Origin of the sequence: Bifidobacterium sp. (assembly GCF_022640935.1) — a bacterium.
In the GTDB taxonomy this organism is placed as follows: Bacteria; Actinomycetota; Actinomycetes; order Actinomycetales; family Bifidobacteriaceae; genus Bifidobacterium.
The window spans coordinates 1-22,837 of record NZ_JALCCV010000022.1 but is presented as its reverse complement, the minus strand read 5'-3'; the positions used below and the strand labels follow the sequence as shown (position 1 = coordinate 22,837).

Annotated in this window: 19 protein-coding genes, 1 tRNA gene, 1 pseudogene and 1 riboswitch; of the genes and pseudogenes, 7 read left to right on the top strand and 14 right to left on the bottom strand. The window is 60.6% G+C overall.

The genetic code is table 11. The features are described 5' to 3' along the window. Window positions 1-17: 17 nt before the first annotated feature. The gene (locus LKG04_RS06365; protein WP_291762495.1) at window positions 18-974 is read right to left on the bottom strand and encodes a diaminopimelate epimerase; all 957 of its coding nucleotides are present in this window, start codon (window positions 972-974) and stop codon (window positions 18-20) included. A gap of 183 nt (window positions 975-1,157) precedes the next feature. Here LKG04_RS06365 and murI point away from each other — a divergent pair, with 183 nt between their 5' ends. Together murI and LKG04_RS06355 are read left to right on the top strand one after the other, a co-directional pair. Further along, complete coding sequence (gene murI / locus LKG04_RS06360; RefSeq protein ID WP_291762521.1) at window positions 1,158-1,934, top strand: glutamate racemase; 777 nt, start codon at window positions 1,158-1,160, stop codon at window positions 1,932-1,934. A 202-nt stretch (window positions 1,935-2,136) separates the two neighbouring features. After that, window positions 2,137-2,982 carry a patatin-like phospholipase family protein gene (locus tag LKG04_RS06355; RefSeq protein WP_291762492.1) on the top strand — a complete coding sequence of 282 codons (846 nt, stop codon included), beginning with the start codon at window positions 2,137-2,139 and terminating at the stop codon, window positions 2,980-2,982. A 222-nt stretch (window positions 2,983-3,204) separates the two neighbouring features. On the opposite strand, the gene LKG04_RS06350 is transcribed toward LKG04_RS06355, so the two are convergent. The 5 genes from LKG04_RS06350 to LKG04_RS06330 all read right to left on the bottom strand — a co-directional run bounded on the left by LKG04_RS06350 (window position 3,205) and on the right by LKG04_RS06330 (window position 6,466). Further along, complete coding sequence (locus tag LKG04_RS06350; RefSeq protein WP_291763420.1) at window positions 3,205-4,113, bottom strand: SPFH domain-containing protein; 909 nt, start codon at window positions 4,111-4,113, stop codon at window positions 3,205-3,207. A gap of 80 nt (window positions 4,114-4,193) precedes the next feature. Next, window positions 4,194-4,547, bottom strand: a complete 354-nt coding sequence (locus tag LKG04_RS06345; protein ID WP_291761424.1) for a transcriptional regulator — start codon at window positions 4,545-4,547, stop codon at window positions 4,194-4,196. Window positions 4,548-4,671: 124 nt separating this feature from the next. Beyond that, window positions 4,672-5,031, bottom strand: coding sequence for a fluoride efflux transporter FluC (locus tag LKG04_RS06340; RefSeq protein ID WP_291761422.1), 360 nt, complete (start codon window positions 5,029-5,031; stop codon window positions 4,672-4,674). Further along, window positions 5,028-5,759: a fluoride efflux transporter FluC gene (locus tag LKG04_RS06335; RefSeq protein WP_291761420.1), complete on the bottom strand. Its 732-nt coding sequence runs from the start codon at window positions 5,757-5,759 to the stop codon at window positions 5,028-5,030. The genes LKG04_RS06340 and LKG04_RS06335 overlap by 4 nt, the downstream gene beginning before the upstream one ends. Further along, complete coding sequence (locus LKG04_RS06330) at window positions 5,756-6,466, bottom strand: universal stress protein (protein WP_291761418.1); 711 nt, start codon at window positions 6,464-6,466, stop codon at window positions 5,756-5,758. Before LKG04_RS06330 ends, LKG04_RS06335 begins: the two co-directional genes overlap by 4 nt. A gap of 113 nt (window positions 6,467-6,579) precedes the next feature. Further along, a riboswitch (Fluoride riboswitch) is annotated at window positions 6,580-6,665 on the bottom strand. Between the two features lie 823 nt (window positions 6,666-7,488). Between LKG04_RS06330 and LKG04_RS06325 the strand changes: the two genes are divergently transcribed. Continuing rightward, the gene (locus LKG04_RS06325; protein WP_291761414.1) at window positions 7,489-7,794 is read left to right on the top strand and encodes a hypothetical protein; all 306 of its coding nucleotides are present in this window, start codon (window positions 7,489-7,491) and stop codon (window positions 7,792-7,794) included. Window positions 7,795-7,991: 197 nt separating this feature from the next. Here LKG04_RS06325 and LKG04_RS06320 read toward each other — a convergent pair whose 3' ends face one another. After that, window positions 7,992-9,407: an O-acetylhomoserine aminocarboxypropyltransferase/cysteine synthase family protein gene (locus LKG04_RS06320; RefSeq protein WP_291761413.1), complete on the bottom strand. Its 1,416-nt coding sequence runs from the start codon at window positions 9,405-9,407 to the stop codon at window positions 7,992-7,994. 200 nt (window positions 9,408-9,607) lie between these two features. After that, the gene (locus tag LKG04_RS06315; protein ID WP_291761439.1) at window positions 9,608-12,442 is read right to left on the bottom strand and encodes an ABC transporter ATP-binding protein/permease; all 2,835 of its coding nucleotides are present in this window, start codon (window positions 12,440-12,442) and stop codon (window positions 9,608-9,610) included. Between the two features lie 359 nt (window positions 12,443-12,801). Between LKG04_RS06315 and LKG04_RS06310 the strand changes: the two genes are divergently transcribed. After that, window positions 12,802-13,425: an NAD(P)-dependent oxidoreductase gene (locus LKG04_RS06310; protein ID WP_291761411.1), complete on the top strand. Its 624-nt coding sequence runs from the start codon at window positions 12,802-12,804 to the stop codon at window positions 13,423-13,425. Between the two features lie 245 nt (window positions 13,426-13,670). Here LKG04_RS06310 and LKG04_RS06305 read toward each other — a convergent pair. The 6 genes and pseudogenes from LKG04_RS06305 to trmB all read right to left on the bottom strand — a co-directional run. Further along, window positions 13,671-14,531 (bottom strand): annotated as a pseudogene (locus LKG04_RS06305) (YihY/virulence factor BrkB family protein); the annotation flags it as partial. A gap of 57 nt (window positions 14,532-14,588) precedes the next feature. After that, window positions 14,589-15,887: an MFS transporter gene (locus tag LKG04_RS06300; protein ID WP_291761407.1), complete on the bottom strand. Its 1,299-nt coding sequence runs from the start codon at window positions 15,885-15,887 to the stop codon at window positions 14,589-14,591. A gap of 127 nt (window positions 15,888-16,014) precedes the next feature. Next, window positions 16,015-18,126, bottom strand: coding sequence for an elongation factor G (locus LKG04_RS06295; RefSeq protein WP_291761405.1), 2,112 nt, complete (start codon window positions 18,124-18,126; stop codon window positions 16,015-16,017). A gap of 77 nt (window positions 18,127-18,203) precedes the next feature. After that, window positions 18,204-18,449, bottom strand: a complete 246-nt coding sequence (locus LKG04_RS06290; RefSeq protein ID WP_291761403.1) for a hypothetical protein — start codon at window positions 18,447-18,449, stop codon at window positions 18,204-18,206. Between the two features lie 177 nt (window positions 18,450-18,626). Continuing rightward, window positions 18,627-18,785 (bottom strand): hypothetical protein, encoded by a 159-nt coding sequence (locus LKG04_RS06285; protein ID WP_291761401.1) that lies wholly within the window; start codon window positions 18,783-18,785, stop codon window positions 18,627-18,629. A 144-nt stretch (window positions 18,786-18,929) separates the two neighbouring features. Next, window positions 18,930-19,850, bottom strand: a complete 921-nt coding sequence (gene trmB / locus LKG04_RS06280; protein ID WP_434734853.1) for a tRNA (guanosine(46)-N7)-methyltransferase TrmB — start codon at window positions 19,848-19,850, stop codon at window positions 18,930-18,932. Between the two features lie 656 nt (window positions 19,851-20,506). Here trmB and galE point away from each other — a divergent pair. The 3 genes from galE to LKG04_RS06265 all read left to right on the top strand — a co-directional run bounded on the left by galE (window position 20,507) and on the right by LKG04_RS06265 (window position 22,769). Continuing rightward, entirely contained in the window at window positions 20,507-21,517 is a 1,011-nt protein-coding gene (gene galE / locus LKG04_RS06275) for a UDP-glucose 4-epimerase GalE (RefSeq protein ID WP_291761397.1), read from the top strand. Window positions 21,518-21,715: 198 nt separating this feature from the next. Next, a complete protein-coding gene (locus tag LKG04_RS06270) occupies window positions 21,716-22,537 on the top strand; it encodes a DUF4190 domain-containing protein (protein ID WP_291763418.1) in 822 nt (273 codons plus the stop codon). 158 nt (window positions 22,538-22,695) lie between these two features. Further along, window positions 22,696-22,769 (top strand) — tRNA-Asp (locus LKG04_RS06265). Window positions 22,770-22,837: the final 68 nt, after the last annotated feature.

The window sequence follows — 22,837 nt, the reverse complement described above, 5'->3', positions numbered from 1 at the left end:
GATCCGTGCCGGCTTCGTTACGCGAGCTGGATTTCGCCGACGATGGTGGCTGGTCCGGTCAGGGTGACGGTGCTGTCATCGTGCACGGTGACGCGCAGCCGGCCGCCGCGCACCGCGATCATCCACTGATGGATGCCGGTGAGCGCCTGCAGCACCGCGCCCGAGGCGCACAGTCCCGTGCCGCATGACAAAGTTTCGCCCACGCCGCGCTCGTTGACGCGCATGAACGCCGAACCCCGATCCTGGTGCGAATCCAACGCGCGAATCGCAAGGAACTCCGCGTTCTGATCGCTGTCGATCGTCGGATCGACCACCGGTTTGCCCGCCAGGTCGAGCCTCTCCACATCCGGCAGGCTTGCGGCCGCCAGCTGCCCGGCCAAGGCCGCAAATTGCGGCCTGCCGAGTTCCTCGCCGGCGCTGGCCGTTACGCCGAGCACCGACACGACATGCGGGTTACCCATATCCACGAAGGTGCCGCCGGCCCGGCCCGGCGTCCCCGGAATCGTCACGCGGTACCTGCCGATCTCCCCGATCGAGAACGCGCCCATCTCCACCTGGAACACGTCTTGGCCCAGTTCAGGCACATCTCCCAACGAGGTCAGCGTCTTCACCCCGGCGCGGGTCGCCAACGCAAAAGGGCTTCCTGCCTTAGCAACACCAAGTCTCTGCGCGAACAGGGTGATCGCACGGGTGCCGTTTCCGCACATCTCGGCAATGCTGCCATCGGCGTTGCGATAGTCCATGAACCACAAGGCCCCAGCAGCCCGGCAGGCCTCGGCCAGACCGGCATCGAGACCGGCCACGGCATCGAGCGGAACGAGCCGCAGCAGGCCGTCGCCGCCGATGCCGAAGTGCCGGTCGCACAGCCAGCGCGTTTCCCTCTCGTTCGGCTCGTAGCTGCCATCGGGATCCCAATACATCACGAAATCGTTGCCGGTGGCATGTCCCTTGGTGACTTTGCTGGGTAATGTCATACGCCACAGCCTACTCGCCGGCCCGCACCCCGAAGCAGGCACGCGCACCACGCATGCGGGGTGCGTATGAATCGAATGTTGTACGCACTACGGGAATCGGTTGGCGGGTAGTGCACGCGCCGAACATGCGAGTATGGTGTTGCTCGTATGCCCAGCGGCAATGTATTTCAGGAGGTTTGGCTTATGGTTTCGCGTGCGGCGATCGGCGTGTTCGATTCGGGCCTCGGCGGCATTTCCGTCGTGCGGCAGCTGCGGCATGATCTGCCGCATGAAACCGTGCTGTATTTCGGAGACTCGGCCAATGCCCCGTATGGCCGGAAAACCCCTGAGCAGGTACGCGAGCTGTCGTTCGGCATCGTCGAGCGCTTCGTGAATCAAGGCGTCAAGGCCGTGGTCATCGCCTGCAACACCGCGACATCCGCCGCAGTGGACGAACTGCGTGAGGCGTATGACATTCCCATTGTAGGCATGGAACCGGCGCTCAAACCGGCCTGTGACCTCGGGCACGGCGCGGCGCAGCGCATCATCGTCGCCGCCACCCCCCTGACATTGCACGAACCGAAATTCAAACGCCTTATGGCCCGGTTCTCGAATCAGCACACTATTTACCCGCAGCCTTGCCCTGATCTCGTCGAAATCCTCGAACAAGGCCAGCTCGAAGACCGCGATCTCGTCATGCGTACCTTGCACAAGTATTTTGACCAGTATGATCTCGATGCCATCGATTCGGTAGTGCTTGGCTGCACACATTTCCCGTTCTTCCGTGCGTATTTCCGTGAACTGCTGCCCGAACGCACAGCACTCATCGACGGCAATGCCGGCACGGTCCACCATGTGCAGGTCATCCTCGAATCGCTCGGCGAGCTCGCCCCTGAAGACGCGGCAGGTCAGGCCGAACTGCATAATTCGGACACCAGCGGGCGCGAAGCAGCATTGGAGCGCAGCCTGCTCGAACGGTAGCGGCACGGGCGCTAAATTCGAGTCAAAGCTGTGCCATAGGCGAACTTCAGGCATAGGAGCCACTGAAAACACAGTGCGCAATGCCGCATGACGCAATGCCTTATGATGCAGTGCCGCATAACCTAGTGCACACGCATGTGCGCGACTATGCAATGTCCCGACACGGCGGGTAAGCTCGAGTCTCATAGGGAAAGGGGCGCGCATGGTTGCAAACGCACTGATCGATGTCGGCGGAGGTTTTCGTTCCATATTCGGCGCTGGAATCATGGACCGATGCTTGGAGCTCGGCATTGATTTCGACCATTGCTACGGGGTGTCGGCTGGATCCGCGAACATGGTTTCATTCATCGCCCGGCAGCACGGCCGCAACCACCGCTTCTACACCGAGTACGCCTTCCGCAAGGAGTACGCGAGCGCCACGAATTTCATTAAAGATCGCAACTTCGTGCACCTTGACTACGTGTACGGCGATCTGTCGAACCATGACGGCGAGTATCCGGTGGACTACCCCGCGTTCGAGGCCAATCCGACAGGGTTCACCGTGGTCGCCTGCAACGCGCTGGACGGCCACACGAAATACTTCGACAAGTCCGACATCGGCTTCGACCAGATGGATCCGGTCAAGGCTTCGAGCGCCGTGCCGGTGGCATGCAAACCGTATGTGATCGACGGCATACCGTATTACGACGGCGGCATCGCCGACCCTGTGCCGGTGCACAAGGCGCTTGACGACGGCTATGACCGCATCGTGCTCATCCTCACCCGCCTTAGGGACGTGCTGCGCGAACAGCGAAGGGACATCCCCCCCGCCCGTATGCTCAGGCGTTCCTATCCTGCTGCGGCCGAACGGCTGCTCAACCGCTACCAGACCTACAACGACGATGTGGCTTTTGCCAAGCAATGCGAGCAGGAGGGCCGTGTGCTCATTCTCGCGCCCGAAAGCCTCTATGGCCTGTCCACCCTCACCAAGACCTACGAGGGCTTGGAGCGCATGTACCGTGCCGGATATGCGCAGGCCGAAAGAATCGTCGATTTTCTCGCGTCATGAGCGCTTTCGGCGCCGCCAGTTTCCATTTTGCTCCATCAGGCCATAGCTGACTATAAAAAACGGATGCTGAGCAGCACGATGCAACGCTTACGAATGTAGCTGAATCACATTAACCGGCTTGATAAGACCGCAAGGCGACTGCAACCGATGATGGGGGTGCAGCCGCCTTGCGGTCTTCGTGATCGGCGAAGCCAGCAGGAACCGGCCCGTTCGCGCTGGTATCTAGTGTTGTACATCGGCAGCATTGACGGTGAGCATGGCTTCGGTGACCTGGTCATACATGTTCTTGTAACCGGCCGGAGTAGATGCGGGCAGCACGACGGTCTTCGCGTTGTTCGATTCGCTCATGGCGCGCAGCACGTCGAGGTACTGGTTGAAGAGCACCACGTTGTTGACGTCGGAGATGTTCATGCCGACGGCCTGCAGGCTCTTGATCTGGTCGACGATGCCGTTGGCGATCTCGCGGCGATAGTTGGCCTGGCCCTCGCCCTGCAGCCTGGTTCGTTCGGCTTCGGCGGTGGCTTGCGTTTCGATCTGGATGCGCTGCGCGTCCGCACGGTTGCGTGTGGCCTCCTTCTCGCGCTGGGCGGCGTTGATCGAGTCCATGGCCGCCTTCACCGCATTGCTCGGATCGATGGCAGTGATCAGCGTCTTGACGACCGTGAAGCCGTAGCGCACCATCTCGGCCCCCACGGTCTTCTGCACGTCGGCGGCGATATCATCCTTCCGGGCGAATGCGTCGTCGAGCGTGAGCGCCGGAATGGCGGAGCGCAGCGCGTCCTCCATATAGGAGCGCAGCTGGCCCGAGGGGTCGCGCAGCTCGTAGTAGGCCGTCGCCACGTTCTCGGGGTTCACGCGGAACTGCGTGGATGCCACGACCGTGACGAAGACGTTGTCGAGCGTCTTGGTCTCCAGCTTCACATTGAGCTGGTTGACACGCATATTCGTCTTCATTGCGATGCGATCCACCAGTGGGATTTTGAAGTGGATACCGGCGAACTGCACCTTATGCAGCTTGCCGAAGCGTTCGACGATAAAGGCCTGCTGCTGAGGCACGACATACAGCGCCGCCATCAGCAGCGCGACGATAAGAACCAGGATGATGATTGCAGTTACGGCTGGCCCAGTCATGGCTACCCCCTTCGGGTTACGCGGCAGAGCGATCCTCGCCCTGCGGCTTCTTTGTTCCATGGTATCAGCCAGGCGGCATGTCAGTCGGTTCTTCGCGCCGGCACCCTTGCGCTGCGCTTAATGCATGTCCCCGTCATCTCGCCCTTGGCAATAGCCCGCAGCGCGGCAAGGTGCGCTTCCAGTGCGACCCTCCCGGCAGGAGTGAGACTCGCCCGGGTGATCATGTGCCGATTGGATTCGCCGCGCCGTTTAGCCAGCTGGACATAGCCGCAATCAGGCAGGGGTTTCAGATGCCGCGAGCACATCGCATCGCCCAGGCCAAGGGTCTCCCGGATGGCTGCGAATTGCATTTCCGGCATCCCCGTGCGGTCGGCCTGATAATGGAAATGCCCGGCGAGCACTGCCAGCAGCAGATATGAGATCGTCAGCAGCACGCCGTTCAGCGGGTACTACCACGGCGGCGCAACGATCTGTTCGGAAACCGATTCCCGATCGCTCTGCGGCAGGAAATACAACTCCGCGTTTGCGTGTGGTTCGTCCCGTTTATATAGGCCCAGTTCACCCGATGACGAAGCCGAGCAGAGTTGCCGCGAGACTGAGGATGAGCATGCCGCCGGTGTGCCATAGGGCGCGCATTGGCTGGTGCGCTTCGATGAGGCGCACGCCTTCGACGCTTGCGGTGCTGAACGTGGAATAGCCTCCCAGAAAGCCCGAACCGAGCAGGAGACGCACGGAATCAGAGCCGATGTGCGAGGTCGCCCAGCCGACGAGGACGCCCATGAGCAGGCATGCGGTGACATTGACGACGATGGTGCCCAAGGGAATGGTCAGGCGGTTGCGCTTGTTGACCCAGGTGTCTGCAAGGAACCGTGCGGCTGCGCCCAAGCCGCCGAGCAACGCAGCATACGCCATCATCATGAGCGGGCCTCCTTGTTCATGGTCTCAGGGTCTGAGCCGGGTCCGGAGACTTCGGCCTTGCCATTCGGTGCATCATGATATGTCGTGCCCGTATCATTCGCCTCGGCATCTATCGACGCAATGCCCTTCGCCGAATCTCCCTTTGTCGCTGCATTTTTTGGCACAGCTTCATTCAATTCAGACGTCAGCGCAATGCTCGCCGCTGCGGCAGCACCGGTTTGCGCAATCTTAGGAACGGCATCGAGCACCGGGCTCGAAAGCGTGCCCGCCTGAGCCACCGCTTCCGGAGATGGCACGGTTGGGGCGACGCGCGCATTGCGCCTAGCCCCGATCGTCGCCCCTGCGCCGATTCCCAACCCGGCGCAGATCAGACCTGCGGCCACGCTTAGCACAAGATAGGCCAGCGCGAGCGCCACGGCATGCCCGGTCAGCCGGGTGTCGCTTTCCAAGATGAACGTGCTGTACGTGGTGTATCCGCCGATGACGCCCGTGCCCAAGCCGAGCCGCCAGAGCCTTCTGGCGCCGACGTCCTCGCCGGTGACGCCGAGGAATTCCAGTAGGCACCCAAGAATGAAAGCGCCAGTCAGATTGATGAGCATTGTCATCCACGGCCACGACGCGTCCTTCGCCTGCAAAGCACTCAGCGATATGCGAATCAGCGAACCGAGCACGCCGCCGGCGAAGACGGCCGCAACGGATTGCAACAGTGCTGTAGTGCGCGCCTTCACTCGGCATCACCACGGTATTTGGTTGCGTTGCGCCGCTCGGTGGCGTGATTGTCGTCACCGGTTCCATCGCCGATGCCCTCTTTGTCGCCGTGCCCATCGCCAGCACCGCCGTCATGCTGCCCCAGCGGTATCACCACCACCGGAATGCTTTGGCTGTGTTCCAACCGCACCGAAATCGACCCGCGGACCCACTCCTCGACGGCAGCGAGCGGGCCGCGCTCACGCGTGCCGACGATGATCACACTGGTCTTGGCCCGCTTCGCCTCTGCCGCCAAAACTCCGGCCGGGTCGCCTCCCAAATGTCTGAACCGTGCATGTACGCCGGAATGCTGGGCCACGTACCGGATGCGGCGCGCAAGTTCCTCGGCGCGCGCATGCTGCGCCTCATCCAAGCTGTCTGGATCGATCGGCTCGCTATGGCCGTCGATCTGCACCAGCGTGGAGTCGGCATAGATGAAGAGCAACTCGCCGATCAGGCTGGCACGAGCCCATTGCACCGCGGTTTCGACGACCCGATCCGGCTGATTCGGCGTGATGCCGACAACCGCCGTATGCCAAGACGCGTTGCCGCTCGAGCTGGCAGTCTGCGGTTGGGGTGCCTGCAGCGCATCAGCATCCGATTGCAAAGTTCCGGCATCCGGTGCCGCATGTGACGATCCCGCACCCGAATCATCGGGCGACACGGCAGTCATCAGCCTAGCGGTCATCAACCTTATGTTCACGGACCCAGTGGCCATAAACCCAGCAGGCATTACCATGATCAAGCTCCTTCCAGCAATATGCCTTACGGCACGGCAAAGCGCCGTGCCGCTATACGACAGATTGAATAGGAACTATCAGCATAATGTCCATCGGCATCATGCGGTTCGGACATGCGTCCAGGCGAGGCCCATCACCTTTCTGCCCGACAGCCTACCACGCCCGCTCCCCCATCGCCCGCAAAAAGCCTCAACGCAACACACCATTAGAACGCGCGCGCCGCGCGCAACCGCACAACTTTGAAAGCTTACAAAACATTGGGAACCGGCATGCATGCCGACCTGCCCGGACACGGTTTCGTACTCATCGACCGCCAAGGGGTGGTCCGCTGGGCGAAAAACTATCCCAGCATGCGAGTCGATCCTCGATATCTCCTCAACACGGCGAAGACGGCGCTGAAAGCACACAAGTAGCACCCCGCGCCGTGTGCGTTTTCCGGCATCATGCCGGTTATTGAGATAGTAGAGGCTGCACGCGCCGATCGCCAATCACGTCGCCCATCAACCATCCCAAAAATGTCAAATAAGGAAGCAAAACTCGCCCAAACGACGAAACAGAATCGGTCCGAATGAGGGAATCGGCACCGAAAACCATTGCGGCGAAAGCCTTGCGACGATAAACGTATCAGAGCACCCGTCACGCGCCGACAAGGGTGCGGCCAAGCTGCTCAAAATGTTCGAACGAATCGACATCACGCTGCAACCATGAATCGATAACGCCGCACCATGCCATCATCACTCCGTAAACCCCTCTGGCTTGTCCTTCGGCAAGGAAGATATACGCTCCCTAGCCTTCTCCATTGAGCTTTTCCTAAATTCGCCAGTCATAGCATTTTCGTTGCATGATTATCTCGTGAACAGGTAAGGCATATTCGTAAAAGCGTTATATACGCAGCAGGCATCTCGCACTCGTATACAGATCAGCACGAAAACCTCGCTCAAAAAAACAGGCTGGCCAGCCTTTTGATTCCTTGGGAATCGACATCGGCACGGCAGTGAATCTTCTCCTTGCACAATCAGTGCACGAGGGCGGCCTGCCGTTCCACCCGACAGCAGTGGCTCCGTTCGAGCAATCAGTGCTGGACGCCGCCGCTGAGACTCCGGTTGATGCCAACGACCTGGCGAAAATGGATACCGCATTGGAAGCCATGACACAGTACTGTGCTGTTCCCAAGGTTCTTCCATCAATTCGGCGCCTCGTCTTAACGGAAACGAACCACTTTGCCCAAACACCAGCCTGTATGCACTGTTCTGCCTTGCGTGAGGCGTTATCGTGACCTTGCAGACGCCTATCTACGTTATGTGAGGCGTTAATCGGCAGCGCCCGATGTATCGCTGACGTGAAATGGGCTTTCTGACCGATTGATACTCGGATCGTTATGGAATAACGCCTCACACAATGTAGATGGGCCTCCCGGCGCTCCGATTACGCCTCACATAAGGCAGATAGCCTATTGATCCATGCGTTCGCAGCTTATATGTACGCCCCAGCGATCGCCTGGTCGAGGTCGGCGATCAGGTCGTCCGGACTTTCGAGGCCGATGGAAAGCCGCAGCAGATTGTCGTTCACGCCGGCAGCGAGCCGGTAGCGCTCCGGCACTTCGCGGTGCGTGATGCGGGCGGGGTTGACGATGAGCGAGCGCGAATCGCCGATATTGGGCACGTAAGAGAACACTTTCACCGCCTCGACGATGCGGCTGACATGCGACTCGTCGCCCTCGACCTCGAAGGAGAGCACGGTTCCCACGCCCTTGGGCAGGTATTGCGCGGCCAGCTCGTGCTGCGAATCGTCGGCCAGACCGGAATAGTTGACATGAACGATATGATCCACACCCCGCAGATGCTGTGCGATGCGCCTCGCCGTGGCCACCTCCTGGCCGACTCGCTGGGGCAACGTCTCCAGGCCGATCATCTGCAGATAGGCGTTGAAAGGCGAGAGCACCGCGCCGAAGGTGCGCACGTACTTGATGCGGACACGCCTGATGAACGCCTCGCTGCCAAAAGCGTCGGCAAAACTGCGCCATACGCCGTTGCGCTCGTCGCTGATCACAAGTTCCTTGCGCATGAATTGCGGGAAGCTGCCGCTGGCCCAGTCGAAACGTCCGGCGTCCACAATGATGCCGCCCAAGGCGTTGCCATGCCCGCAGATGCCTTTCGTCGTGGAATGCACGACGATGTCGGCGCCGAATTCGATAGGACGCAGCAGATACGGCGTCGGCACCGTGTTGTCGACGATCAGCGCGATGCCATGCTCGTGCGCCAGCTCGGCCAAGGGCTTCAGATCAGTGATCCGCGTCGAGGGGTTGGCAACGGTTTCGGCGAATATCGCCCTCGTATCCGGGCCGATCTTCGATTCCACCTCGGCCAGATTGTTGATGTCATCCACGAAATCCGTGTGCACGCCGAACTGCGGGAAGAAGGATTCCATCGCGTCCACCGAAGCGCCATACAGGTCGGTCGGCGAGATAATGCGCCCGCCGCCTTCGGCCGCGCACAGCAGGGCGAACGATACCGCCGCCATACCGGAGCCTACGGCAACTGCGGCCGCTCCGCCCTCCAGCTGCGCGATGCGCCGCTCCAGCGCCTCGACAGTGGGATTGGCGACCCTGGAATATGAGAATCCGCTCGCATCGCCGGCGGCGAGCGCATCCGCACGTTCCGCAGAACGCATGGCATAGGCGACGCTCGGGTAGATCGGCGCGCTGGCTGAATCATGATTGGGCGAAGGATCGTACCCGCCATGAACGCTGGCGGTTTCGAAGCCTAGCGACGACGTCGCCACGGAGCCAATTCGCACTTCAGCAGATGCTGTCTCCGATGCATCTGCCGCAGCAGGCCGCCGCGCTGATCCCTGCTGGCACCCACCGTCCGCCGTCGTATCCTCTGCCATTGCGAATGCTCCTATTCCCTGTCTTTTCATGCCACAGCTCTGCGCACCAACCTAACGTTTGCACAGACCATCCTCTTTTTACGCCACATTTCAAAATAACGCATTTCCTTAGCTGACGCATCGGCTTGGCCCTTACCATCCCCGCTCGACAGCACGCCAGCGCCGCCCTTGTCGTCGCCAATCCGCCCAATACGCATGACTTATTCGGTGCGCAGCGCGGTGGCCGGATCCTGTCTGGCGGCCTTGTGCGAGGGAATGAGCCCGCCGATCAACGTCAGCAGGATGCTCAGCGCGATCAGAATCAGCGATGCGGTGATCGGCAACGCGGCGTTGACCTGATCGGTGCCCATGAAGTGGTGCATGATCGCATTGCCGGGGATGATGAGCAGCAGCGTGATGCCCACGCCCAGGATGCCCGCGAGTGCGCCGATGATGCCGGTTTCGGCGTTGAACACCTGCGAGACGTTGTGCTTGGATGCGCCCATCGCGCGCAGAATGCCGATCTCCTTGGTACGTTCGAGCACGGATATATACGTAATGATGCCGATCATGATCGACGAAACGATAAGCGAAACCGCGACGAAGGCGATAAGCACGTACGTGATCACATTGATGATCGTCGTCACCGAATTCATCATGAGCCCGACATAATCCGTATAGACGATTTTGTCCGCTTTGGAAGCCGTGCTGTTGTATTGGTCGATGGCGTCGCCGATCGAATTCTTCGCGTCGAAGCTGTCGGCGTAGATCTTGATCGAACTCGGCGCGTCACGGCTGATGACGCCAAAATCGGCCAGATTGTCGTTGTACGTGCCGGTCTGCACATACGTGTCGTAGAACTTGACCAGGTCGGTCTGCGGGGCCGTGGCGATATAGGCGTCGTATCGGTCGGCGAGCTGCTGCTCGCTCATTGATGCGGCCTGCAGGAGCTGGCGTTGCGCGGCCGCCTGATCGCTGGCGGACCCGCCCTGACCGCCTTGATTTTCTTGCTGTTCGGATTGCGCCGCCTGCGCCATCTGTGCCTTCGCGAGACTCGCCTTCTGACTCACTCCGAGCGAAGCGACATAGATCTTCGCATCGGCGGCTTTGGTCTTGTCGTCGGAAGGCGAGAAAGTCATGCCGTTGAGCACGTTGCGCGTCTGATCGGCCCTCTGATCGGCGACGATCTGGCTCGCATTCGCCTCATCGATGAGATAGTCGGTCAAAGCCCGCGTGTAGCCCACGCCAGTGGCCAGCGGCGTTGCCTTGGCATCGGCGGTCGGCTTGACTATGCCCACGACCTTGAGCTTCATCGCGTCGGCCGTGAGATTCTCGATTTCGCCCGGGGCGTCGCCAACATAACGGTAATGCCCGTCTGCCTGCTTCACGTACTGGCTGGAGGCCGGCAGCATGAAGAGCGTCTGGTCAAGCGCCTTGGAATAGTCGAGTTTGGCAGTCGGGGTTTTGACGTCCTCGCCGTTGTTGATCTTCGTCATCATGGCCGTATAGTCGCTCGCCGGCAGCAGGCCAAGTTCGTACAGTGTGGTGAGCGGCATCCCGTTGTTCTTGTCGAGCACCAGCAGCACCTGGCTCTTGTCTTTGGGCCACGCGCCCTCGACCATCGTGTAATTGTCGGAGATGACCTTGCTCACGAGATCCTTGTCAGACCCGCCCGGCATGATCTCGCCGAAGGAGCCTGGCGCGGTGTTCTGCTCGCTTTTGCCGGTCAGCATCGACATCTGCGCAGACTGGACGCCCGACATATCGCTGGATGAGCCGCTCTGCGCGGCCATTTGCGAAGCACCTGTGCTGTTCGTGTCGCCGATCGTCACGCCGTCGGCGTTCACCAGTGTGCCGCTCGGATCTCGATCGAATACCGAGAACTTCGAATCGTAGGAATACTGGACGCCGACCTTGCCGATATATTGGCGGATCTCGCTTTTGGGATTGTCGAGGTATTTCTTGAATGCAGTGAGATTGTTCGTTGCGATGCTGCTCGTCACGCTGGCCGCGCTTTTGACGCCTGAATCATCCGGGTAGATGCCGTCGCGGTTCTTGGCCGGAGCGCTGCGTTCCTCGTCGGCCTGTTGATTGGCGTCCATGAGCTTGGACAAGTCCCAGGTCTGTTCGTCGATGGAGATCGGGTAGGCGGTCATCGTATCCTGCTGGATGGCGTCGATATAGCGGTTCACACCGGTGGAGACGGACATGATCAACGCGATGCCGATGATGCCGATCGACCCCGCGAAAGCCGTGAGCAGGGTGCGCGCCTTCTTGGTTTTGAGGTTGTTGAAACTCAGCGCCAGCGAGGTGGCGAAGGACATGGAAGCCCTGCCAAGATTGCGGTGGAGCGCGGGGGCTTGGGCGCCATCCTGAATCTCATAGGGATCGGAATCGTCACGGATCACGCCGTCGCGCAGTTCGACCACGCGGGTCGCATATTGCCGGGCGAGCTCCGGATTATGGGTGACCATGACCACGAGCCGATCCTTGGCCACTGCCTTGAGCAGGTCCATGATCTGCACCGACGTGTCCGAATCGAGCGCGCCGGTCGGCTCGTCGGCCAGCACGATGTCAGGGTCGTTGACCAAGGCTCTGGCGATGGCGACGCGCTGCATCTGCCCGCCGGAAAGCTGGTTCGGCCTCTTGTTGACGTGCTCGCCAAGCCCCACGGTTTCCAAGGCTTTTCGCGCGCGTTCGCGCCTCTCGGAACGCGACACGCCGGAGATGGTCAATGCGAGCTCGACATTGGACAGAACCGTCTGATGGCCGATCAGGTTGTAGCTCTGGAACACGAAGCCGATCGTGTGGTTGCGATAGGAATCCCAGTCGCGATCCTTGTACAGTCTGGTCGAGGTGCCGTTGATCACCAAGTCGCCGCTGTCGTAGCGGTCAAGTCCGCCGATGATGTTGAGCAGCGTGGTCTTGCCGGATCCCGATGGCCCCAAAATGGCGACGAACTCGCTGTCGCGCAGGTTCAGACTGACGCTGTCCAACGCCTTTTGCACGAAATCGCCGGTTGTGTATTGTTTCGAGATTTCCTCGATCTGCAGCACGAAAGACCTCTTCCCATTCACGCATCCGCCTGATATCCATGGCAACGATACCGTATGGGGTCTTCTTCGAAGCCTTCGCCAATGGGCGAAAATCTCGGCGGCTAAGGGCAAGGCAGACGATACGGGCTACGATGAGTGAACTCGAACGCGGCACGGCCGTGGCGTGTTCGATGGCGGCATCAGGCACAGATCGGCAATGCCGATCCACAGCTGCCAGGCAAAACAACAAACGAACGAACCGGCGGATGGGCGTGAGATGGCAAACAGCGTTTCGCCGCGCTGCGCGGCCCGAACCGCCCGGCAAACCACAGCCGCCAGCCTGGCTGCGCTGCACGCCTGCGCATACGAAGGAGCATGATATGACCGCAATCGCTGTTATCGGAGCCAATGGGCGCGCCGGAAGCCGTATCGTCGACGAGGCGTTGAACCGGGGCTTCGACGTCACCGCCATAATGCGTGGCGAGAATCGGACCCGCACCGGCAAAGCCATCGTCAAGGATCTGTTCGATCTGACTGCCGACGATCTAGCCGGCTTCGATGCCGTAGTGGACGCGTCCGGCGTGTTCGATCCGAACAGGCTGCACGAGCATTCCACTTCGCTCGCCCACCTTGCCGATATTCTGTCCGGCTCACCTGTCCGGCTGATCGTCGTAGGTGGCGCGGGCAGCCTGTACACCAACGCCGAGCACACCGCTCAGCTCAGCGACGGTTTCCCCGATGCGATCAAGCCGGTACCACTCGCCATGGGCAAGGCTTTGACCGAGCTTCGGCTGCGCGATGATGTGCGTTGGACCTATATCAGTCCTGCCGCGGATTTCCAAGCGAACGGCGAACGAACGGGCGCATATGTCCTTGCGGGCGAAGAATACAGCACCGACGACAACGGCGTCAGCGCGATCAGCTATGCGGACTATGCCATCGCAGTGATCGACGAAATCGAGCGCGGTTCGCACATCGGCGAGCGCATCTCTGTGCGCTGGTAGAATATCGCGTTTGCGGTTCACGCCTTTCCAACTCGAGGAAAGCGTGGGCCGCAAACTTATGAATCCGACCCCCGCACATCGTCCGCCTGCGCTTCAGCCGAGTTTTGGGCATGGCCAGCGCCGCCGTCTGGTCGGAACACGTCTTTCGCCGCCTCCACATGCTTGGATTCCCCAGCGATCATCGTACGCATGTCATCGTTGATGCGAGAGAACAGCCGCCTGCCGCCACGCGTGATGAAGCCATAGCGATGGCGCGCCTGGGCGATGAAGGCCGCGCAGAACATGATCACCTGCGCCATGAGGTTGAACCAGAGCAACACACCGATAATCGCCGCGAACGGAGCCAGCAGCGGATTCTTGGCGGCCCCCGCCACCAGCCTGCCACCGAGCAGCTGCATTACCGAGAAGGCGAGCGCGCCGACCATCGACCCCACCACGATGAAGCGCCCACGCCGAATGTGAGCCACCACGCGCAGCAGCACAAGAAACAACATGAGGTTGAGTACGAATCCGGTGAGGAAGCCGACCATGTCAAGCAGCAGCGAGCCAGCGAAGGAATCCGTGGGCAGACCGACCAATTGCATGCCTGCGCGCATCACACCGCCGGAAATCGCGCCTGCGACGGTCGACAGCAGCAGGAGCACGATCACAAGCAGCACGCCCAGGCTGTCGCGCAGCTTCGTCTTGATGACATCCGACGGCCCGCTTTCCTCGTCAAACATGGCGTGCACGGCGGTGCGCAGCGAGTCCATCCACCCCGTGATGCTCCACCAGAACGAAACGAGCGTCACCAGGCCTGTCCAAGTCAGCGTGCCGGATATCTTGCTGAGCGCATCCGTGGATTCCAGCGTATGCGCCACTCCGGGCACCAGATTGCCGACGAGGTCAATCACGGTCTTTTGCAGCCCACTGCTGCCTGAAACCATAAGGCCGAGCACGCTGAACAGGGTCCACAGCCCTGCAAAGAAGGCGAACAGAAGACCATACGCCAAGCCGTTGGCCAGCAGCCCGCCCCGGCGCGAGGAATAGCGTTCCATCATGCCCCCGAGCAGCGAACGCCTCCACGCGCCAAGCAGGGTATCGATGAGTTCTTTGATTCGCTTCATGATTCGACTATACGAGGTTTCAATAACTGATGCGCGAGGCTGCGTGCACAGCGGAACCTAGGGCACCGTTTCGACGTTCGGCGCCGCCTCCGGGTCCTGCTGCAGCCGCTGTTGCAAATGCCTGTCATACAGTCGAGCCGAGGGAACAGCGAACATCAGCGCAGCAGAGAAAATCGAGCCGATTCCTGAAATCGTGAACAGCCATTGCACGCCGACAGCATCCGCCACCGGCCCGGCGAACAGCAAGCCGGCGGGTCCGGCGAGATTGGAGAAAGCCATGACCACGCCGAAGATGCGGCCAAGCTCCTGCGCGGGGAAAGACTGCTGCATCATCGCCATCGGCAGCGCGCTGGGGAAGGCGATCGCCAAACCAGCGAAGGCGTTGAGCACGGTGAATATGACGAATCCCGTTATGTTCGGCGGCAGAAAACCGCAGAGGGCGAAGGCCAGTCCGAATGCCGCAATCGCGATGATGATGGGCCGCATCCGGTCCTTCCATGCACCGAATGCTCCAATCAGCGCGCCGCCGAGGAGCGAACCGGCGGACCACACCACTTCGACGATACCTGCCTGGAATATCGTGCCTTTGAAATATCCCAAGGTCATCAGCGGATACAGGCTGCCTGCCGGCATGAACATGAGCGTGAACAGCGAGCTGATCAGCAGCATGGGCCATAGCCCACGCACCGTGCCAATGCGTTTGAAGGCGAAGACCATGTCGGCGAAGACCTTCGGTTTCTCGTCCGTCTGCGCGAAGTTGGATGGAATGGCGATAAAAGCAAGCATGCCGATGCCGACCATGGCGCCCAGCACATCGATAAGAATCAGATAGTTGATCGGTATGAAAGAGTACAGCAGCGCACCCAAGGCCGGAGAGATGATCATCGTAGCCGACTGGATCATGCCGAGCTGGCCGTTGACCTTGGTGACTTCCTCCTGTGGCACGATGGTCGGCAGGATCGATTGGATCGTGGGCATCTGGAAGGCCTGGGCAAAGGAGCGCGCCAGCAATGAGACGAACACCAGCCACAGCGGGAAGGTGCTATTGAGCGTGCCGGCCACCGACAGAACGATTGCAAACGCCGCCGCCACGACATCCGGCACGATGAGCAGCGCCTTCTTGTTCCAGCGGTCGATGAAGGTGCCGACGAACGGGCTGACCAGGATCATCGGGAGCATGGCGAGCAGCGTGGCCAAGCTCAGGATGGTGGCCGACCCGGATTTCTGGGTGAGGTACCAGATGATCGCGTACTGCACTATCATGGAGGTGATGCCGGTCGCGAGCTGGCTGAGTAGGAACAGGTAGCTGTTACGGCGCCAATCGGATCCGATGACTGGAAGGTTGCGCGTCGTCATAGTAAGCCTTTGCATTGTCAGCAATGAGATGGAGAACAGCGGGGGCGGCGTCGTTTGCGGATTGCAAACCGACCAGGGACCCGGCCACTGTCATGGGTTGCCAGAATCATGATACGCGAACGCATGTTCAACGCTGTGGGCCGAAGCCGTGACACGTGTCGCCGCTATAGGCACTCTCCACATGCATGAAATCCTCGACTCGGTTCCACTTGACCGTATACCCGGCGCCGTGCGAACAGAAGACGGAATCGGGCGTGTTCTCGGGGTCGTCGTCCGGGTCGTATGCGTTTCGTTCGATGACTTCGGCTTCGTCATGGCAGGGCCGGTATCCGGCGGACACGCATGTGATCGAGCCCCGACCGTGGCTATAGGCATTGACCTGCATCGCGTAATCGCGCATCTGCGACACCGGCGCCTCGCCTTCCAGCACCGCGTATTCCCCTGCGGAGTCCGGCGCGCCGAAATTGCCGCTCATCCGCTGGATGTCGGACATGGCACGGCCCAGCAGGCCCTGCGGCAGTTCAAGACGGAAACGATACCAAGGCTCCAGCAAGCGGCAAAGCCCGCGGCTTTTCGCCTTCATCAAGCCTTGGCGCACCGCGCGGTACGTCGCCTGCCGGAAGTCGCCGCCTTCGGTGTGCTTGAGATGGCCGCGACCGGTCAGCAGCGTGATGCGCATATCGGTGATCGGCGAACCGGCGAGCACGCCCAGATGCTCACGCTCGCGCAGATGGGTGAGAATCAGCCGTTGCCAGTTGCGCTCGAGCACATCTTCGCTGCAAGAAGACGCGAAACGCAGCCCGCTTCCCCGTGGCGCAGGCTCCAGCAGCAAATGGACTTCGGCGTAATGCCGCAGCGGCTCGAAATGCCCGACGCCTTCGACCGCGCCCGCGATCGTCTCGCGATACATGATATTGCCCGGCCCGAAGCTGACATCGAGTCCATAGCGGTCGTGCATCAGCTGCTGCACGACTTCGAGCTGGACCTCGCCCATGAGATCCAATTGAATCTCCTGCAGGCGCTCCTGCCAGCGCACGTGCAGCAGCGGATCTTCGTCCTCGAGCGCACACAGGGCCTGCAACGATTTGTGGACGTCCGCGTCTTCGGAAATCAGCGTGTACGTGAGCACCGGCTCAAGCAGCGGCTTCCCCGCATTGCTTTCGACGCCTAGCCCCTGCCCTGGGTAAGTGTGCGTGAGCCCGGTGACCGCGCATAGCGCGCCGGCGGCAGCGACATCGACAAGCGTGAATTTGGCACCGGAGTAGATGCGGATCTGATCGGCCTTCTCCCGCCAGACCTCAGCAACGGCAACCTTCTCGGCGCTGTTTTCCGCGGCGGCCTGTTCGGCGGCTCGAGGGCCGGAGACATCCGGGGTTGCGGCGTGCGCGACGCGAAAGGTCGTTTCGGCAGAAGCCGGCGCATTGGTGAGCATCATTTTGACCGGAAGCTCGCCGCCGGTGACTTTGAGCCACGTAAGCCTGTTGCCCTGCGCATCGTGCGATATCTTGTAGACGCGGGCTCCGAAGCCTTCGCGGCATTCGGATTGCGCGGTGTACTTGGATTGCGCCGTGTATTGTACCAATCCGTCGAGGAAGGTGTCGATTCCTTCCAGCTTCAACGCCGAGCCGTAATAGCAAGGGACGATGAGCCGCTTGGCGATCATCGAGCGCAGCATGGCGTCTCCCAGGCTTCCCCGTTCCAGATATTCCTCCATCGCCGCTTCGTCGAGCGTGGCGATGTCCTCGTACTGTGCCTCGAGTTCCATGGGATCGTCGAAAACCATGCAGCCTTCGCTGCAACGTCGCCTGAGCTGGGCGAGGATCGCCGCGCGGTCCGCTCCGGCAGCATCCATTTTGTTGACGAAGATGAAGGCCGGCACCCGGTATCGTTTCAGCAGCCGCCACAGCGTTTCGGTATATCCCTGCATGCCATCGGTGGCGCTGACGACCAGGATCGCATAATCGAGCACGCCCAGCGTGCGCTCCATCTCCGCGGAGAAATCGGCATGCCCCGGCGTATCCAGCAGCGTGATGCGGGTATCGTCATGCTGCAATATCGCCTGTTTGGAGAAGATCGTAATGCCGCGGCGTTTTTCCTCTCGCTCGGTGTCGAGGAACGCATCGCCGTGGTCAACCCGTCCGAGCGTGCGCAGCTCGCCCGCGCGATACAACAAACCTTCGCATAGCGTGGTCTTGCCCGCATCGACGTGCGCCAGCACGCCAACTACCTCCTGTTTCATGCCGTGCCAGCCGCCGCTCTTTCAGATCGTTGCGCCTTCAAAGGCCATTGCCCTGAAAGCCGCACGTATGTAATTGGCTATAGCCCTTGTGAGTCGCTGCCAACGGCATTCACGGCGCCGTTGTCCCTGCCGCTGGCAGACGGCACTGACGATGGCGTGTCCTCGCCATGAGCCGACCAATCCAAGCCGCATGCAAGGCCGAGTATGCCTGCGATGAGACCGCAGATGCCCGAGGCAAACGGCTCGAAAAATGACAATGCGAAGCTAACGGCGCCAAATGCCAGCGCGATCGCGCCCACGATGGTTTTCGGTTTGATGACCATGACTGATATCCCCCTTGTTCTGGCCTGCGCATTACGGTTTTCGCCTTGTGCCTGGTCGGCTGCAGTTATTGAATGCCATTGCATGATGGCCGTCTCAGTACTGTTTTGCCACAGCGCCCGTTCGGCGAGCTGTGGCAAAAAGGCCTAAGCGCCTGTCCTAGGGCTACTGCCCGTTCCTCATTTCTTCGTGAACAGGCCCTTGACGAACGAAAACGCCAGCGTCCCGAGGAACAGCACGAGCGACACCCAGAACAACCATGCCAAGCCTTTGAGCACCAGCCCGGCAATGCCGCCAACAATCCACAGCGCCAGCAATATCAGTACGAACGCCACCATTGTCATCATCCTCCTTATGTAGGTTGATCGTACTTCGTACACTATCAGGTCGCACGACACGCGCAGCAGGCGACGCGCCGAAGAAGGCGATTGCCGCGACTGACGCGAGCTCCGCGGGCACGCACCACACTGCACTGCGCGCTGTCACATCGCACGATATGCGAAATCGTGGATCACGCGACCCGCCTTGATGCCCTTCTTCTCGAAGTTGGTCAGCACTCGGCCATCGAACCGTAGCGATTCGGAGAAATCGCCGTGCGGCAGGCGCGCAGCCTCATCGGCGTTGCCTTTGCCGACATGCTCGAGCGGCAAGCTGAGCGTGAGGCCACCCAGATTTTCGAAATCCGAACGGCCATCCATGATCTCATGCACATGCAGCGCGTAGTCCTCGATGTCGGTGGCGATGCGCCACACTCCCCCTGCCGCCAGCGTGCGATGGATCTGTGCCGCAAGCTCATCCTGCACGATGCGCCGCTTGTGATGGCGCATCTTGGGCCAGGGGTCAGGAAAGAACGTCCAGACTTCGCTGATCAGGCCGTCTTCTGCCGCCTCGAAGAATTCCGGTGCATTGACTTGGGCGATACGCAGATTGCTCAGGCCACGCTTGCCCGCCAGCAGCATCGTGTGCGCCACGCCGGGGTCGTAGACCTCAATAGCCAGAAAATTGGTTTCCGGATTGGCCTGCGCCGCCGCGACGACATTCTCGCCCTGGCCGGTGCCGATCTCGACGATCAGCGAATCGGCATTGCCCCAGTGCTCTCGCACGAAATCTTCATCGACATTCAGGCCAGCACGTACCGACAGCGAACCAGAAGCTTGGCTGATGTCGAGCAGATAGCGGTCGTGATAGACATCCCACGCCCGCCGCAACCGGTCGTCGAGTCGACCCGAACGGCGCACGAACGACAGCACAGGACGGCCTGCAAGGCGCGCTGCCGTTGCGCCGGGATTATCGGCAGCCGATTCGATGGAACGCCTATCGGGACCGCTGCGGCCCTCACCCCCTTCAACGCCCCCCGCACCAGCAACGCCGACGGCGCCATCCACAATACCCGCATCAATCATGCTTTCTTCATCGTTTGCCACATTGACTGCACGGGGCACGACAGCCACGCCATTAGCTGCACCCGGCGCACCCGCTGTGCCGGATTCATCGCTCGTTCCCGATTCACTCATACCCTCCATTTATAGATGAAGCGCTGGAGCGAGCTTCTTAGCAGGGCGGTTTCAGCGACCGATCGCCCGCATGTCGCGAAAGACGCTGCCTAAGCGGGTACTGCGTAGATATTGCCGTATAAACGATGCCCTGCAGATGATCATGCCCCTTCTGCGTCTCTGCTCCACGCTCCACCGTCGCAAAGCCGTCTGCGCGATAACCTTCCGCGACCCTGCTCTACGCAGTTAACGTCACCGAGGGGAACCAGCCGGCTGGCTCTGTCTCGAATGCGACGCTGGCCCGGTTAGCATCATATGCAAGGCAAAGCGGTCAGAGCAACAGCGCGCCGGCACAGGATCTCCCCATTCCAATGCCTTCTCGGCCGACGCGCAGGGTTACGGTTGGATTGGCTGTTGTGCGGACAGGTTGCGTGCTATAGTCAAAGCGTACATAAAGTAACAAAATAGAGCATAAGTGAACAGATACCGCAACGGTTGGCCTGATTACGTGATTATGCGTATGTCCACCAGCCGGCATCGTCTCTTATCATCAAGAAAGGTCAGATATGACAGTTCTCGTTACCGGCGGCTGCGGCTACATCGGCGCGCACGTCGTTCACGCGCTCCACGAGGCGGGGCAACAAGTCGTCGTGGCCGACGACATGAGCTACGGCAAGCCGACGCGCATCGAAGGCGCACGGCTATACGGCATGGATATTTCGGCCCCCGGCGCTGGCGAACGGCTCGCACAGATTCTGCGCGACGAAAAGGTCGATGCTGTTATTCATTTCGCCGCGCGCAAGCAGGTAGGCGAATCCGTGGAGAAACCGCTGTGGTACTACCAGCAGAATCTGAACGGCATGCTCAACGTGCTCACCGGCATGGTCGGCGCAGATGTGAAGAAGCTCGTGTTCTCCTCCTCCGCCGCGACCTACGGCGTTCCGCCGGTCGACGTAGTGCCCGAGGACGTGGTGCCGATGCTGCCGATCAACCCATACGGCCAGACCAAGCTCTTCGGCGAATGGATGGCCCGCGCGTGCGAAGGGCGCTACGGCATCCGCTTTTGCGCGCTGCGCTACTTCAACGTCGCCGGCTGCGGGCCGGTTGAGCTTGAAGACCCTGCGATTCTCAACCTCATCCCGATGCTGCTCGACAAGCTCAGCCAAGGCAAGGCGCCGGCCATCTTCGGCGACGACTACCCCACCGAGGATGGCACCTGCGTGCGCGACTACATCCACGTCGCCGATCTGGCCGACGCGCACATCGCCGCATTGCACTATCTCGATCGCGACGGGCGCAAATATGACGCCTTCAACGTCGGCACTGGCGAAGGCACATCGGTCCGGCAGATCGTGGACGAGCTGCGCAATGTCACCGGCCTGCCATTCAAGGAATCCATCAGGCCGCGCCGCGCCGGCGACCCGCCGCACCTGATTGGCTCGCCCAAACGCATCAACGAGGAGATGGGCTGGCACGCGAAGTGCGACGTGCACGACATCGTACAGTCCGCATGGGATGCCTGGCAAGCCAACCCGGATCACCACATCGACGTGGAACACTGGTCACAAGAGGCCTGAGGCCTGACGAGGCCAGGCCAAGGCCGCCGAGGACACGGACATTCTCAAAGCCGGCGAAACCTTGACGATGGACCCACGCAGGAGGACTGTGTGGGTCCATCGTTGTTCATTTAATCGTTAGGCAGTTCGCCGGGCACAGCCCTCTGTTCAAAGCTCTTTGGCATCTGGTCCAATATTACGAACTGAACGACTGCATTATTGAAACAGCTCCTCGCTCGGCTCAAACCCGGCGCGTACACTTGCCGTATGACTGGTTACCCTCCAACGCCCATGCAGCCGCAGCCCGATAATGCTGGTCCCGACCATGATGAATCCTATGCGGATTCTCGCCCGCAGCCTCAATTCGGCCAGCAAGACCAACCCTCGCCTGGCGACTATGCGCAAACGCCGTATCAATCCCCCTATCAGCCGCAATCGCCCTACGCCCAACCCGGTAATCCCCATGCGCAGACGGGTGGCCAGCCGATGGAAAACAGCGGTGCCGCAGGCTACAACCCATATGTCCGGCAACCCTACGGTCAGCAACCGCAGTTCCCATCGTATCCACAGAATGGGCAGACTCCCCAACAGCCTTTCAATCCCGCATCCGGCCAGCCTTACCCTCCGCAGGGAATGTACAACTATCCGCCCGTCGAACAGCCGTGGAACGCCATTTGCATCGCGGGATTCGTGCTGTCATTCGTCTTTGCGCCGGTCGGGCTGGTGCTCTCAATCGTCGCGTTGGTACAGCTCAACTCCAGCGGCGAGAAAAGCAAGGGCATGGCGATCGCCGGCATCATCATCAGCATAGTGAACACGCTTGTCTCCATAGCGATCATCGCCGGAATCGTATTTGCCGTCGGCAACGCCATCGACTCCGTGAATGGCTATGACAGCCGCGGCTACAGCTACGATTCATGCTCGCCTGGAGACAGTTGCGACAAAGGCGGCTACGACAGCCGGGATTATGGCCAGGATGTAACGTGGCACGAAGCCGATCTAGGTGACCTGAGCGCCGGCGAGTGGGGCTCTGCCGCATAATCGACCAGGCAGTCGCGGCACATTCGGTGGGATTCACCAGGTGGAAACAGGTGGGTCGATAGCGATATTGTCTGGTGACACGCGCAGACACACCGATAGTTGCGCGGTATGCATATTTGAGTAAGATAGCTACTCGGCTGCTTGAAAGAGCAAGCCACGGCCCCGTAGCTCAGCTGGTTAGAGCGCCGCCCTGTCACGGCGGAGGTCACCGGTTCAAGTCCGGCCGGGGTCGCTGGGATGGTTGAAAACCCGGTTCTGCCGGGTTTTTGATTATTCATGGCTCTGTAGCTCAGTTGGTAG